We start from the raw sequence: 14,456 nt of genomic DNA, 5'->3' as shown, positions 1-14,456 counted from the left end.
ATGGAAAAACTGCAGTAAGGGCTGCTCCATTTTCTGTTGAATCGGATTGGAATTATTCCTTGCCGATATAATCTTTCCCTGATCAATTTGGAGTATAGCTGAAGAAAAAAAATTTATTTTCTCATTAATAAAAAAAACATTTGACAGTAACAGAAAAAATACAATATTTTTGTAACTTCCCAGGTACGTCATCCTGAGCGTAGCGAAGGATCTCAAGCTGCTCAGAACTGAGCCAGATTCAGGGGATCCTTCACTGTGTTCAGGATGACGTTGAGATGATTTGATTCAATTAGTATTAGTAAAGGACTAACTAAAGATGTTGACGATTAATCCCGATATCGCAAAAGCAAAGACAATTCCCTCCGAGTTTTATACTTCCCCTGTCTGGTTTGAACTGGCCAAAGAAAAAATCTTTGCTCGCAGCTGGCAGTTTTGTATGGGAATGGAGAATTTGTATCTGGAGCAGCAGCTGGTGCCGTTTACGCTGCTGCCGGGATTTCTTGATGAGCCGCTGCTATTCTCGAGAGATGAACAGGGCCGCTTAAATTGCCTGAGTAATGTCTGCACTCATCGAGGGAAAATTTTAATAGAGCAACCCTGCAGCGCTCAGAAAATAAAATGCGCCTATCATGGTCGGCGGTTTAATCTCTGTGGGAAATTTTTACACATGCCTGAGTTTGAACAGACACAGGATTTTCCTTCTGAAAAAGATGATTTAACGCAGGTTCCTTTTGCCTGTTTTGATCCATTTGTTTTTGCTTCTTTAAATCCACTAATTCCATTTGAAAGCGTCATCGCTGAAATCAGGGATCGATTATTCTGGTTACCCATGGAAAAAATGCGTCTGGATGTGAATCGTTCGCGTGATTATCTGGTTAAAGCGAATTGGGCGCTTTATTGCGAAAATTATCTGGAAGCTTTACATATACCATTCGTACATCATTCACTAAGAAAAGCAATAGATTGTACGACTTATACTACCGAAATTTATCCCTATTGCAATTTGCAACTGGCTTTGGCCTCGCAGGGGGAAATCAGTTTTGAATTGCCTGAAAATGCTGTCGACTATGGCAAGGAAGTCGCTGCTTACTATTACTGGATTTTTCCAAACACCATGTTGAACTTTTATCCCTGGGGATGCTCTGTGAATGTGGTTAAGCCGATTAATCCCGGCTTGAGTAAAGTCTCTTTTCTAACTTATGTTCTGGATGAATCCAAATTAGGGCTGGGTGCGGGTGGTGAACTGGATAAAGTGGAGCGAGAAGATGAGGCGGTGGTCGAATCAGTACAGAAAGGAATCCGCTCGCGCTTTTACGAAAGCGGACGGTTTTCTCCGACGAAGGAGCAGGGTACTCATCATTTCCAGCAATTACTTTGTCAGTTTTTAAATGAATAGAAGAGTTTTTGCTGATTATATTTAGGATGAGTGTGGCTGATGGTTCTAAAAGGATTTTGGAATGAACAATACCGAAGAGGGTCATAGTTTACACCGTAAACTGAATGCGCGTGTACTCAGTATGATTACTCTGGGAGGCTCTATTGGAACAGGTATTTTTCTTGGAAGCGGCAATGCCCTGTCGCTTGCAGGTCCAGGCGGAACCCTGTTTGCTTATCTTCTCATAGGTTGTATGGTGTATTTTCTGATGACGAGCCTTGGTGAAATGGCGGCTTTTATGCCCACCTCTGGCTCGTTTTATGTGTATGCAACACGCTTTGTCGATCCTTCGCTGGGTTATGCCCTCGGTTGGAATTACTGGTATAGCTGGGCAGTTTCTATTGCCTCTGAAATAGCTGCTTCCGCCATCATTATGCAATACTGGTTTCCACAGAGTTCTTCCTTATTATGGTGTTCGCTGTTTCTCTCTCTGGTGATTGGTTTCAATGCGATTTCCAGCAAAGCATTCGGTGAAGCGGAATACTGGTTTTCTTTTATCAAGATTGCAGTGATCATTTTATTCATTGTTGCAGGTTTAGGCATGATCACCGGATTAACAGCCTATGAACCTGTGGGTTTCAAAAACTGGCATATTGGAGATGCGCCTTTTCATGGCGGTGTCTTTGGCGTTTTTGCTGCCATTATGGTGGCTGGATTTTCTTTTCAGGGTACGGAGTTAATTGGCATTGCTGCAGGAGAAAGCCAGAATCCCGAGAAAAATGTTCCCAAAGCAATTCAATTGATTTTCTGGCGTATTCTGCTGTTTTTTGTTCTCTCGCTTCTGATTATCAGTTTATTAATTCCTTATACTTCGCCTCAGTTGATTGAAAGCAGTGTGTTAATGAGCCCCTTTACTCTGGTGTTCAAGCATTATGGCTTTGCCGCAAGTTTCATGAATGTTGTCATTTTAATAGCCATTTTATCGACCGCAAATTCAGGAATTTACGTGGCAAGTCGTATGTTCTGGTTTTTGGCAAAACAAGGGCATATACCTTCTGTGTTCAGCAGGGTTAATCGCAGGGGAGTGCCCATGGCAGCACTAATCGCCACGGCCGGTGTCGCATTGCTGGCTTTCTTTTCGTCTTTTTTTGGAAATGGGCGCGTTTATTTATGGTTATTGAATGCCGGCAGTCTGGCTGGGTTTATCGCCTGGATGGGAATTGCAGTGAGTCATTATCGCTTCCGAAAGGCTTACCTGCTAAAAGGCTATGAGCTTAAAAACCTGCCCTACAAGGCCAAGGCCTACCCCTATGCGCCGTTGCTGGCGTTTATGCTTTGCCTTATTGTTATTGGCGGCCAAAATTATAAAGCGTTTTCTGCTTCACCTGTTGACTGGTATGGCTTGCTAGTTTCCTACATTGGCCTGCCTTTGTTTATTGCTGTGTGGCTAATCCATAAATGGTTTAGAAAAACGAAATGGGTAAAGCTTGAAGACTGTTCTTTTGCTTTGGATTAGCATTTTTCTGTGATTAAAGGATAATAGGAGAAAAAGGAAGCGACCCATTATGACTGGAAAATCAGCAGCCGGGATTCTTTGGCAGACTTATTTGCAGCAGTTAAGCGACATATGGACTTTTGGTATTGAAAATGATTTTAAACTGTTTTTAAGCCCATTGTTCATGCGCCTGAAGCTTTGCAGTCTTTTCAATCTGCAGGAGCATTATTATATTCAGGGCTTTATTCGGTTAATCAGATCGCTTCCGGAAGCAGCACAGAAAGGCTTTCTCGAAAACATCGCATTGGATGATTTACAGTTATTTGATATCCATTGGCAGCCGAATGTTATTGTACTGACTTATATGGAAGAGCCCAATCTCAATGCGATGGCAGAATATATTGTTCGTTACAAGCAATTGCTTGCAGACACTAAATTGTTGCGCGATGAGATCTTCATCCTGGAGCAGGCTTTGGAGTTATCCCCGGATAATTTATTGTATCGAGCGCAATTGAAGCAAAAAGGTCGCCTCCTTGAAACCCATTTTCAAATGCCCTCGGATTCAGTGCTGACCTCCATCCAAAATGCCAAAGGGAGCCCGATCTTTTCTGCGGTGACTCCTTTGGCTGAGAGGGCGATTAATACGGATTGTGTTTTAAAGCCTGGCTGAGTACATTCACACGGATGCCTACGTGCCCCGATTTATTCGGGGCATCCAGTGGAGCCACTGCCATTAAGTTAAGGAATCATTGTAGCAACTGTCTTGAATTAAAAATTCAAGACAGTTGCTACAGGTAATTGCAGAATTCCCGTAACTGATACCCACGGAATAATATCCAGAGCCCCATTTTTTTTGTACAATTTCAGCTAATCTATTCGTGGAATTTTCTATATGTCGTATATTCAATCAACCGCTCATTTTGAGACCATTTCTGACTTTCTGCGTTTTGGTTACAGCGAGGCGAGCAAATCAGGGCTTTATTATGGTCATGGAACCGATAACGCCTGGGACGAAATATTCTGGCTGGTTACCGCCAGCCTGCACCTTCCGATTTCTGTAGACAGGCAGCTTCTGTCTGCCCGTCTGACCTCAGCCGAGAAAGAAACGCTGGCTGAGCGTTTAGCCAAACGTATTATTGAGCGTATTCCGGTTGCTTATTTAATCCAGGAAGCTCTTTTCTGCGGTTTGCCTTTTTTTGTAGATGAGAGGGTTCTGATTCCACGTTCTCCAATTGCTGAATTAATCAATCATCAGTTCTCGCCCTGGATAGAGGCGAATCAGGTGCATCGAGTACTCGATCTGTGTACTGGCAGCGCCTGCATTGCTATTGCCTGTGGCTATGTGTTTCCTGATGCTCAGATTGACGCAGTCGATTTGTCTTCTGAAGCTCTGGAAGTTGCCAGCATAAATCGTCAAAAACATGAAATGGAAGAGCAGCTGCAACTGATACAGTCTGATTGCTGGGAAAAAGTACCGGCTGTGCGCTATGACATTATTGTTTCCAATCCGCCCTATGTTGGATCTCAGGAAATGGCCACATTGCCTGAGGAATATCGCCATGAGCCGGAAATGGCGCTGGAATGTGAAGAAAATGGGCTGGCCATTGTTGAAAAAATTATGGCAAATGCCCATCATTACCTGACTGAGCATGGTATTCTGGTTGTTGAAGTGGGGAATAGCGAAGAGGCTTTAATTGAAGCCTATCCTGATTTGGATTTCATATGGCTCGATTTTGAGCATGGGGGGCATGGTGTTTTCCTGCTGACTGCCCAGCAATTAAAATCATATTTTGGAAAACAAGGCGAATGAGCGGCAATACGTTTGGAACGCTTTTTAAGGTGACCACTTTTGGTGAAAGCCACGGGCCGGCACTGGGCTGTATCGTGGACGGCTGCCCTCCCGGCTTAATGTTGTCGGAAGTGCTGATACAGCCCTTTTTGGATAAGCGAAAACCTGGTCAGTCAAAATACACCACCCAGCGTCGGGAAAGCGATACGGTGCAGATTTTGTCGGGTGTGTTTGAAGGAAAAACTACCGGCACGCCCATCGCGTTAGTCATTCACAATACTGACCAACGTTCAAGAGATTATAATGATATCAAGGACTTGTTTCGGCCAGGTCATGCTGATTTCACCTATCATCATAAATATGGGCATCGCGACTATCGCGGAGGCGGTCGTTCTTCGGCGAGAGAAACAGTGGCGCGTGTCGCTGCAGGGGCAATCGCCAGACTATATCTGAAACAGTTTGCTAACATTGATATCGTCGGTTTTTTGCAGCAAATGGGTAAAATTGAATTGGAATTTGTCGATGAAAGCGCTATCGGGCAAAATCCTTTTTTCTGCCCAAATCATCATCAGCCCGCAGAGCTGGCAAATTATATTGATGATTTAAGACGGCAGGGCGATTCGGTAGGTGCTCGAGTAACAGTTATTGGCAGGAATATTCCTGTGGGTCTTGGCGATCCTGTTTTTGATAAACTGGATGCCACCCTTGCCTTTGCAATGATGTCTATTAATGCGGTCAAGGGCGTAGAAATAGGCGCTGGTTTTCAATCAGTCACTCAGCAAGGCAGCGAACATCGTGACCAAATGAGCAAAGAGGGTTTTTTAACAAATAATGCCGGCGGCATACTGGGAGGAATTTCCACAGGACAGGAGCTTAAAGTCAGTATGGCTTTAAAACCTACCTCCAGTATTGTCAAACCCGGACTAACCATTAATACACTTGGCGAAGAAGTGACTGTGGTGACAAAAGGCCGCCATGATCCCTGTGTCGGGATTCGTGCGGTTCCAATCGCAGAAGCAATGATGGCGTTGGTGCTAATGGACCATTTCTTACGGCATCGTGCTCAAAATAGTCAGTAATAATCGATACAATTAACGGGGTAAAGTATGAGCAGGCGATTAAATATAGCGGTAGTAGGAGCCACAGGGGCTGTTGGAGAAACCTTATTAGCTGTACTGGAAGAGCGTGATTTTCCAGTGGATAATCTTTATCCCTTAGCCAGCGAGCGCTCGGTCGGAAAAACGGTTCAATTTAATGGTCAAACGCTCGATGTGCTTGATTTGGCACACTTTAATTTTCATGATGTGGACATTGCGTTATTCTCAGCGGGCGGCAGTGTTTCCAAACATTATGCGCCGATCGCCGCAGAAGCTGGCTGCATTGTTATCGATAACACCTCCTGCTTTCGTTACGAAGACGATATTCCTTTAGTCGTTCCTGAAGTAAATCCAGAACGCATCAGGGATTACCAAAATCGAAATATTATCGCCAACCCCAATTGCTCCACCATTCAGATGGTTGTAGCCCTGAAACCTTTACATGATGCAGTGGGAATTTCCCGTATTAACGTGGCAACGTATCAGGCAGTTTCTGGAACCGGGAAAAAAGCGGTCTCTGAACTGATTGAGCAGGTAGGAGAGCTGCTTAACGGCCGCCCGCCCAAAAGTTCAGTTTATCCCCAGCAAATCGCTTTTAATGTGCTGCCGCATATCGATGAATTTCAGGAAAATGGCTACACCAGAGAAGAGATGAAGATGGTTTGGGAAACCAGGAAAATCATGGAAGATGATAGTATTCTTGTCAACCCGACAACTGTGCGAGTTCCTGTTTTATATGGTCATTCAGAAGCAATACATCTCGAACTCAAAGCACCCTTATTGGTAGATAAGGCAAGAGAACTACTGAAAAAAGCGCCCGGCGTGGTCTTGGTCGATGATCCGGAAAAACTGAAATACCCAACGCCGATAACTCATGCGATCGGCCGCGATGAAGTATTTGTAGGACGTATCCGACAGGATATCACCCATCCGAATGGGCTTAATATGTGGGTTGTTGCTGATAATATCCGAAAAGGTGCTGCCAGCAATGCGGTTCAGATTGCTGAAATTTTACAAAGAGAGTATTTGTAATCGCAAAGGCTTGAAATTTGAAAAAAAAGGCCCAAATATAAACAAACAGAGTTTCATGCAACCGGTGCGCACCAGCAGGTGTTATACCCGGTTGAAAAATCTGAATAGTCAGGTTTGAATAATCTATACTTTTATTAGTTTCTTAATGTAGGCAACGAAAATGTCATTGCTCAAGAGGCGGACAAAACAACCAAAAGATTTTGTCATTACCCAGCATCCCCGGGATCAAACAATGAATGCCGGGTACAGAGCCACGTTTTCGGCTGTGGCACAATCGAAGTCGTCCGCTGTTTTTGTTCAATGGCAAATCAGCAGAGATCAGGGAAAAAGCTGGCTTAATATTCATAATGCCAATCACAATACCTATACCACAGAGCGGCTGACCCCGACTGCAAGTGGTAATCTTTATCGTGCGGTTTTTTCTGACGGAAAAAAATTAACACTCGCCTCTGATGCTGCTCGATTGACGGTTATTGATGTATTGAACCGTGGCAGGGCAAGGGGGTTGCCAGGTGTCGATATTCCTGATCGCTCAGATCAGAGTTCTTATCTGGTTGATGAAAACCGTTCCAATGAGCGTAAACGGCGTTTACTCGAACAGGATGGACATCGCAGGCTGGCGAGAGTTCATGCACGCGAACACAATGACGAGGAAGTGAACAGAAGCCCGGAGGGTGAGTTGCAGAACTCGATCATGCAGCATCCGCTATTGGCTGATCAGCGCTATGATGGCTATGATCCAAATGTTAACCCTGAACCGCCGCTGAATTCAGAGGCGCGCCGGGAATTTGATAATGAAAAGCGTAAACAGGAACAGGAAAAACAATTGCGATTGGGTAATATGCCCAAGTTCACCGCACCAAGACCGAGTCCTAATTAATGACAATTGCAAATGATATTATTAGCGGCCGCATGCCTGACTTTGAGTTCTATCTGCGACAGGGCGAATCTCTTGATGATATAGACGAGTATGGGTTTACGCCTTTAATCGAATGCGCAGTCGCCAAACGGCCTGAAATTGCAGCTCAGCTGCTGGGCAGAGGAGCCAATGTGAATAAACCGGACGTCACTGGACGAACTCCTTTGCATTGGGCGGTAGACAATAATGATTTGAATATGACGCGTCTACTGCTGGAACATCGGGCCAATCCAAACGCCTATACTAACGCCGGGTTGTCTATTCTGGTCTACCCGGTTTTACGCAGTCAGGACAGTTTAAAGCAGATTCTTTATCAACATGGCGCAAGACTTGATTTTGCCCTTGATTTTATTTTAGGTAAATTGCTGGGGCATCGTTTTGAATTGCAGGGGGATGTGGATATTGTCAATGCCGATAATGAATTCGTGGAGCTTGATTATGAAGGTTTCATTCTGGAATTCACTGTCGCTATTCTGAAGGATTCGCTGCGACGCTTTATCAGTTCCTATTCAACCCGGCATTTGCGGGGCTATTTTCCTTTGTTGTACACCATTATGGATGGGTTTAGTGCCGCTGCTGAGCTGTTGCAGCTACAGCATCAACCAGTATTCACCGAGCAGCATTTTGCGCATCTGAATAACTTACTTAAGTCACCCATTCTCATTCTTCCGGCTGCGAGCCGCGGGCATGCTTTGGGATTTGTACGCTATAAAAACTGGTGGGCTAAAATTGACCGGGGTGAAAACAGTTTAAAGGAAGGCTCTGTTAATATATACCGTTTAGGGCGGCCTGATGCGGTCAATCTGCCTTTTTTAAGGGAATTTCTTTATAAAAAGCAACCGCGCAGTTTCTTTCATCAAACTATTAATCAACTACTGGGATTGAGCCCTGTTCTGCAAATGCCAATCAGTTCCCAAATCAGCGGCAACTGCTCCTGGGCCAATATTCAGGCTATTGTTCCTGTGGCATATGCACTGCAGGAATTGGAGGAGAGTAAACATTTTTCGGTGGACACAGCGCTGGCTTTATATGATACCTGGGTTGAATGGGATAAAGACAGAGCATTAGATGATGCAATCCACCGCTTTTACCGTGCAAACAGTCTAAGGCAGGCCAGTATCTGTTCGATGCTGGCGGCAGTGCTTTATCAGTCCTGCGACTATAGCAATCCCCATCATTTGATGCGGGCTGAAAAAATTCTGACCCTGCTAACCCTCCCGGATTATTATTATATCTTAAGAAGCTATCTGGAAGAGTATTGCATCACCCGTCTGACCCGGCGTGGCAATAACCTGCTAAAAATACTCGATGACTGCGGTATTAATCCGAATATCGGTGTAACGCCGATTGCGACGGGTTTAAAAGAGAGAAAATAGCAGATTCATTGATTTTAACTGCTAATTTTGTTTTTATTGAGCCTTTCGTTCAAACAAGAATGTCTATGTTTAAACAATTGTACCGTTATTTATTTCGCTGGGAGTCTTTAACTAAAGAAGAAATTCTTGAAGCTGACCGCTTTTTTGCCTCTTACTCTAAAAACTCAGGTTTTAAAGGCTATATCTATGTTTTAAATGTTGATTTATATAAAGCGCTTTACCCGGATTCACAGGATAGGGGCTATGCGCATGTAGCCAGCGATTCTCATCTCCAGGTTATGTTTAACTTGCTCAATCAGCAACACTCTTATTTTAAAGAAATTTCGGATAGTTTATTCAATGCCTTTAAAAGCTATTATTTTCTTTTTGAGACGCTTCAGATCAATGAAAAGCCTCAGGAAAAAGTCGATTCATTCAGATATGCCTACAATGTATTACTATGTTTTGGCTGGCATATCGAAACCACGCTTGATTGTCTGGACAGGAAGTGTGTAACCCAGGGAAGCTGGCAGTCTTTTCTAAATTATATCCCACCGAAATCAGACGTCATTGAAATTGAGCACTGGCAACGCCTGTTCTTTGAGGATTTTATAACCACCAGGCGATTGTTTCATCTGGCTTCGGTGATCGAGAAAGCGCTTGGCAGACCTCCTTTAAATATTGACGAAGCGCGCACTACAGCAAAGGCATTGCGATATATTTCTCAGGCAGCACATCCAGAATTTGCGGCGTTTTGTGTTGAACACTTTGTGCCGGAATCAGTGTATGAGTTATGCATTAGTGCAAATCAGGAGAATAGTCATCAGGGGTTCCGAGATATCTTAAACCATTTCAACGAAGCCCAACTTCTTGAAATGATTGAAGTTGCGCCTGTTACTAACCTTAATGTCGCTACGACCGAATTGCTGTTGAGGAGTCTGCAAACAGAGAATGGACAGATAAGATGTCTGAGACGTTTCGAGTCGAAAATTAGAAATATTGAAAAAGAATACGAATTCTTTAAATTGCTGGATGCTCTTGGAAGCGCAAAAGCTCAGCAGCAGATAGTAACCATTGTTTCTGCGGAAAAACTGCGCGTCTATCTTGATAGCTTTTACACATTGGAAATATATCTTAAATCCATAAAACCTGAATTTATTCCAGACTTCCTGTCAACGATTGTTGGCCTGGAGAAGTTAAATGTTCTGGTCTCGCAAGAGTTTCACTATGATAAATTGCTAAAATTTCTCAAGCCGTTGGACATACAACACCTTACATTTCTACAGACTCTGTTTAGCATTGAAAAGTTACGCCTTTTTGCAAAATCAAGCTCATCCCTGGCTGCGCAATTAAGCGCGCTGCCGCTGGATTGTCATTTGGAATATTTGAAAGATATCGTAGGACCAAAGCAATTAAGAACCGTGATCGGCCAAAACTATTGCATGTTAGCCACTTTGCTTAATCCAGTGAAAGATATTCACAGGAAAAGCCTGCTGTTTGATATTCTTGGGGAAGAGGAAGTACAGGCTACAATCAAGTCCTATGGTGATCTACGCGCAAGAAAAACAATCAAATCTCTTATTCATCCTGAGCACCGTAAGGAGTTTAGGAGACGACTGATTAATGATGTGGAAAAAGAAGCAAAAGACTGGGTCAAAAAGCAGCGTCAAACAATTATAAATAGTCCATTTAAAGTAGGTTTTTGGGGTATGGGGGGCGGTGGTGTCGATATTACTCTTCCCGATGAAAGTAAAAAGCGAGTACCCGGAACAATTGGAAAGCTATGGGAGTATTCATGTAATGCCCAGGCAAAAAAAATCTCTTATGTAGATGCCCGCAGGGCTATGGAGGATTGTATGAGTCAAAGTAAAAAGAAAAACGACTGGATAACCTTCTTCTCCAGAGGAAAGGAAACGAAAAGATATTATAAACAGGAGACCGCGGCTTTGGACGAAAATCCAAAAAATGAGTTTTCAAGCTAGGATTTCTGTTATGATGTTTATTTATATCTAATTTATAAACGTGCTATCACAACCCTGTGAAATATTAGCCGGCGTTGGCCCCGCACTGGCCGGCAAATTGCAAAACTGCGGGATTAATACCCTCGCTGATTTAATCTTTCACCTGCCCTTCCGTTATCAGGACAGAACGCGGGTGACTGCTATTTGTGATTTGAGACCTGATGATCACGCCGTTATTATGGGACGTATTTGCAAAACAGAAGTTAAGTACGGCAAACGGATGATGCTTTATTGCTATGTGGAAGACAAAACGGCAGTCATCAAACTACGATTTTTTCATTTTAACAAAAACCAGGTCAAGGCATTGCAGCCAGGCCATTTACTGCGTGCTTTTGGTGAAGTCAAGGAATTCTCTCATCAGCTGGAAATGATCCATCCCGAATATCGATTATTAGAAGATGAACAGGATATGCAGGTGGAGGAAACCTTAACGCCGATTTACCCGGGCACAGAAGGTTTAAGCCAGAGCCGTCTTCGCCAATTAGTGAAATTAGCGCTTGCCGCCAGTCAGTCAGTTTTGCAGAACCTGGAATGGATGACTGAGCAGCAGTTGAAGAGTCTGAATTTTTCTTCAATTCACGAATCTTTAATGCTTTTACACCAGCCGCCTCCGGATATCGCTCTCTCCTTGCTGGAGGAGGGCAAGCACCCGGCCATGCAGCGACTGGCTTTTGAGGAGTTATTGGCGCAGCGCCTAAGCATGCAATTCGCCAGACGGCACCGCAATCATTTATCGGCTCCCTGTTTCAAGGATAAAAGAGATTTGAAAGCACAGTTTATTGCCAATCTTCCCTATCCGCTGACGTCTGCTCAGTTACGGGTTGATTCAGAAATAAGCGCTGATCTTGTAATGGAAAAACCCATGCTTCGGCTGGTGCAGGGGGATGTCGGCTGCGGGAAAACCACTGTAGCGGCTTTAGCCAGTTTACATGCGATTGAGAATGGTTATCAGGCCGCTTTTATGGCGCCGACCGACTTACTTAGTGAGCAGCATTTTTTTAATTTTCAACGCTGGTTTGAGCCTTTGGGAATTCATTGCCTTCGTCTTAGCGGAAAAATGAAGCTTAAAGAGCGTCGGGAAACCTTGCAAAAGCTGCATTCAAATGAAGGCCACCTGCTCATTGGAACGCATGCACTGTTTCAGGAACAGGTGGAGTTTGCCAAACTGGGTCTGGTCATTATTGATGAGCAGCATCGTTTTGGTGTTGAACAACGCTTGTCATTGCAGCAAAAAGGGCAGATTGATTCACTCATTCCTCATCAGCTATTAATGACGGCAACTCCCATTCCAAGAACCCTGGCGATGACTCAGTTTGCTCATCTTGATATTTCTATTATTGATGAATTACCTCCTGGACGCATGCCCGTACAAACTGTGGTAATCAGTCAGGAGAAGCGTGACTCTGTCATTGAAAGACTTGAGACAGCCCTCGCCAGTGGAGCACAGGCTTACTGGGTTTGTACTTTGATTGAAGAATCAGAAAAACTTCAGTGTATGGCAGCGACTGTGACTGCTGAGAATTTGCAGGCCCAATTGCCTGCGGCGCGTGTGGGTCTTGTTCATGGTCGAATGAAAGCCGTAGAAAAAGAAGCCACAATGGCTGCTTTTAAACAGGGTGAAATTGATTTGCTAGTGGCGACAACGGTGATTGAAGTGGGTGTAGACGTTCCCAATGCCAGTGTGATGATTATTGAAAACGCCGAGCGGCTGGGGCTTTCTCAGCTTCATCAGCTTCGAGGCCGGGTAGGGCGGGGTAATAGTCAGTCCTTTTGTCTGTTAATTTATCAGTCACCTCTCTCCCAGTCAGGAAGCGAACGTTTGCGGGTGATGAAGTCCACCAATGATGGATTTATTATCGCAGAGAAAGATTTACAACTCCGCGGCAGCGGTGAAATTCTGGGAACCCGGCAAACCGGATACCGGCAATTCAAAATCGCTAATCTGCAGCGCGATGCGGCTTTGCTGCCGCAGGTTGCAGAAGCCGCCAGACAATTGCTGCAAGAATCGGTTGATACTGCAGAGCAAATTGCCACACGATGGTTAGGGAATTTTAAAGAATTTATTCATAGTTGAGTTTTATAAGTTTTTTGTAACTCCTTACGTCATCCTGAGCGCAGTGAAGGATCTCAAACTGCTTAGAACTGAGCCAGACTCAGGAGATCCTTCGCTGCGCTCAGGATGAAGTACCTGGGGAGTTACAATTTATTTATGATTTAGAAAGCTTTTGCTTTGCTGCGGGAGCTATTAGAATGAGCCGAATATCAAAGGAGTGACCAATCAATGAATCGAACTGTGTCGTTCGCCGCAGGTTTAATTATGGTATGGATAATCGGGTATTTACTGATTGTCGGCAGAAGTCTCATTATTCCACTGGTTGTTGCTATTTTTATCTGGCACTTATTAAATACAATTTATGTTTTTGTAAAAAAAATACCAGGTGTTGAAGGGCGAGTCCCTGACTGGCTAAGCAAGATCCTGGCGTTTCTCGCCGTCGCTTTATTGATTAAAGTATTGGTAGATATTATTGGGAATAATGTCAGCGATGTCATTCAGGCCTCATCGCGTTATCAGGAAAACCTGATGGCTATTTTTAATAAAATAGATGATTATTTTAATATAAAAATCATGGCCAAATTTGATAGTTTCGTAAAAAGCCTGAGCATTCAGGAGATCATGGTTAATATATATGGCGTGTTTAGCTCTGTGACCAGTTCGGCTGTATTAATTATTTTATATGTCGTTTTTTTATTTGTAGAGCAGCATTATTTTGAGCAAAAATTAAATGCCATGATTAAGGAGTCGAATAATCGTCAGCTGGTTAATAACATTTTGGGGCATATTGTTAAAGATACTCAAACCTATCTGGGTTTAAAAACCTTAATTAGTCTGGTCACCGCGCTGACCAGTTGGATTATTATGAAAATAGTGGGTTTGGATTTTGCAGAATTCTGGGCCTTGCTCATCTTTTTCCTCAATTTTATTCCTAATATAGGTGCAATTATTGCCACTCTGTTTCCGGCTTTACTGGCGCTGATACAGTTCGATAACTGGTTACCCTTTATTATCGTCTCAATAGGATTAACCACTATCCAATTTATCATAGGCAATATTATCGAGCCGCGTTTTTTGAGCAAATCACTAAACTTAAGCCCTCTGGTGATTTTATTTGCCTTGGCATTATGGGGTGCGATGTGGGGAATTCTGGGGATGTTTCTTTCAGTACCTATTACGGTAATGATGATGATTATATTCGCGCATTTTGACAAGACAAGGCCAATGGCTATTATGTTGTCCCAGGACGGATATATACAAAAAGCCTACGAAACCATGCCGGAAAAGGCCCGCTTACTTTGAGGTCCCCACGCCATCCCT

The 14,456-nt window shown here is 43.7% G+C and carries 11 protein-coding genes; all 11 read left to right on the top strand.

Going from position 1 to position 14,456, the window contains the following annotated elements:
• The first annotated feature begins 316 nt into the window (after window positions 1–316).
• The 11 genes from B1207_RS06000 (at window position 317) to B1207_RS05950 (ending at window position 14,438) form a co-directional block, all read left to right on the top strand.
• Window positions 317–1,396 carry an SRPBCC family protein gene (locus B1207_RS06000; RefSeq protein ID WP_112219093.1) on the top strand — a complete coding sequence of 360 codons (1,080 nt, stop codon included), beginning with the start codon at window positions 317–319 and terminating at the stop codon, window positions 1,394–1,396.
• A 61-nt stretch (window positions 1,397–1,457) separates the two neighbouring features.
• Entirely contained in the window at window positions 1,458–2,891 is a 1,434-nt protein-coding gene (locus B1207_RS05995) for an amino acid permease (RefSeq protein ID WP_112219092.1), read from the top strand.
• 49 nt (window positions 2,892–2,940) lie between these two features.
• On the top strand, window positions 2,941–3,540 hold the full coding sequence (locus B1207_RS05990; RefSeq protein WP_112219091.1) for a hypothetical protein: 600 nt from the start codon (window positions 2,941–2,943) through the stop codon (window positions 3,538–3,540).
• Window positions 3,541–3,762: 222 nt separating this feature from the next.
• Window positions 3,763–4,680: a 50S ribosomal protein L3 N(5)-glutamine methyltransferase gene (gene prmB, locus B1207_RS05985; protein ID WP_112219090.1), complete on the top strand. Its 918-nt coding sequence runs from the start codon at window positions 3,763–3,765 to the stop codon at window positions 4,678–4,680.
• Complete coding sequence (gene aroC, locus B1207_RS05980) at window positions 4,677–5,738, top strand: chorismate synthase (protein ID WP_112219089.1); 1,062 nt, start codon at window positions 4,677–4,679, stop codon at window positions 5,736–5,738. Before prmB ends, aroC begins: the two co-directional genes overlap by 4 nt.
• Window positions 5,739–5,765: 27 nt before the next feature.
• Entirely contained in the window at window positions 5,766–6,788 is a 1,023-nt protein-coding gene (locus B1207_RS05975) for an aspartate-semialdehyde dehydrogenase (RefSeq protein ID WP_112219088.1), read from the top strand.
• Between the two features lie 160 nt (window positions 6,789–6,948).
• Window positions 6,949–7,668: a hypothetical protein gene (locus B1207_RS05970; RefSeq protein ID WP_112219087.1), complete on the top strand. Its 720-nt coding sequence runs from the start codon at window positions 6,949–6,951 to the stop codon at window positions 7,666–7,668.
• Window positions 7,668–9,083: a Dot/Icm T4SS effector AnkH/LegA3 gene (ankH, locus tag B1207_RS05965; protein WP_112219086.1), complete on the top strand. Its 1,416-nt coding sequence runs from the start codon at window positions 7,668–7,670 to the stop codon at window positions 9,081–9,083. Before B1207_RS05970 ends, ankH begins: the two co-directional genes overlap by 1 nt.
• Before the next feature lie 65 nt (window positions 9,084–9,148).
• The gene (locus B1207_RS05960; protein WP_112219085.1) at window positions 9,149–11,044 is read left to right on the top strand and encodes a hypothetical protein; all 1,896 of its coding nucleotides are present in this window, start codon (window positions 9,149–9,151) and stop codon (window positions 11,042–11,044) included.
• A 40-nt stretch (window positions 11,045–11,084) separates the two neighbouring features.
• Window positions 11,085–13,157 (top strand): ATP-dependent DNA helicase RecG, encoded by a 2,073-nt coding sequence (recG, locus tag B1207_RS05955; protein WP_112219084.1) that lies wholly within the window; start codon window positions 11,085–11,087, stop codon window positions 13,155–13,157.
• 207 nt (window positions 13,158–13,364) lie between these two features.
• Window positions 13,365–14,438 (top strand): AI-2E family transporter, encoded by a 1,074-nt coding sequence (locus B1207_RS05950; protein ID WP_112219083.1) that lies wholly within the window; start codon window positions 13,365–13,367, stop codon window positions 14,436–14,438.
• Window positions 14,439–14,456 lie beyond the last annotated feature (18 nt).

Source organism: Legionella quinlivanii (genome assembly GCF_003265995.1).
In the GTDB taxonomy this organism is placed as follows: domain Bacteria; phylum Pseudomonadota; class Gammaproteobacteria; order Legionellales; family Legionellaceae; genus Legionella_C; species Legionella_C quinlivanii_A.
This window is presented reverse-complemented; position numbering and strand designations above follow the sequence as displayed.

Coding starts and splice junctions, on each gene's coding strand:
- B1207_RS06000 (WP_112219093.1), top strand. CDS start 317: ATGTTGACGATTAATCCCGATATCGCAAAAGCAAAGACAATTCCCTCC.
- B1207_RS05995 (WP_112219092.1), top strand. CDS start 1,458: ATGAACAATACCGAAGAGGGTCATAGTTTACACCGTAAACTGAATGCG.
- B1207_RS05990 (WP_112219091.1), top strand. CDS start 2,941: ATGACTGGAAAATCAGCAGCCGGGATTCTTTGGCAGACTTATTTGCAG.
- prmB (WP_112219090.1), top strand. CDS start 3,763: ATGTCGTATATTCAATCAACCGCTCATTTTGAGACCATTTCTGACTTT.
- aroC (WP_112219089.1), top strand. CDS start 4,677: ATGAGCGGCAATACGTTTGGAACGCTTTTTAAGGTGACCACTTTTGGT.
- B1207_RS05975 (WP_112219088.1), top strand. CDS start 5,766: ATGAGCAGGCGATTAAATATAGCGGTAGTAGGAGCCACAGGGGCTGTT.
- B1207_RS05970 (WP_112219087.1), top strand. CDS start 6,949: ATGTCATTGCTCAAGAGGCGGACAAAACAACCAAAAGATTTTGTCATT.
- ankH (WP_112219086.1), top strand. CDS start 7,668: ATGACAATTGCAAATGATATTATTAGCGGCCGCATGCCTGACTTTGAG.
- B1207_RS05960 (WP_112219085.1), top strand. CDS start 9,149: ATGTTTAAACAATTGTACCGTTATTTATTTCGCTGGGAGTCTTTAACT.
- B1207_RS05950 (WP_112219083.1), top strand. CDS start 13,365: ATGAATCGAACTGTGTCGTTCGCCGCAGGTTTAATTATGGTATGGATA.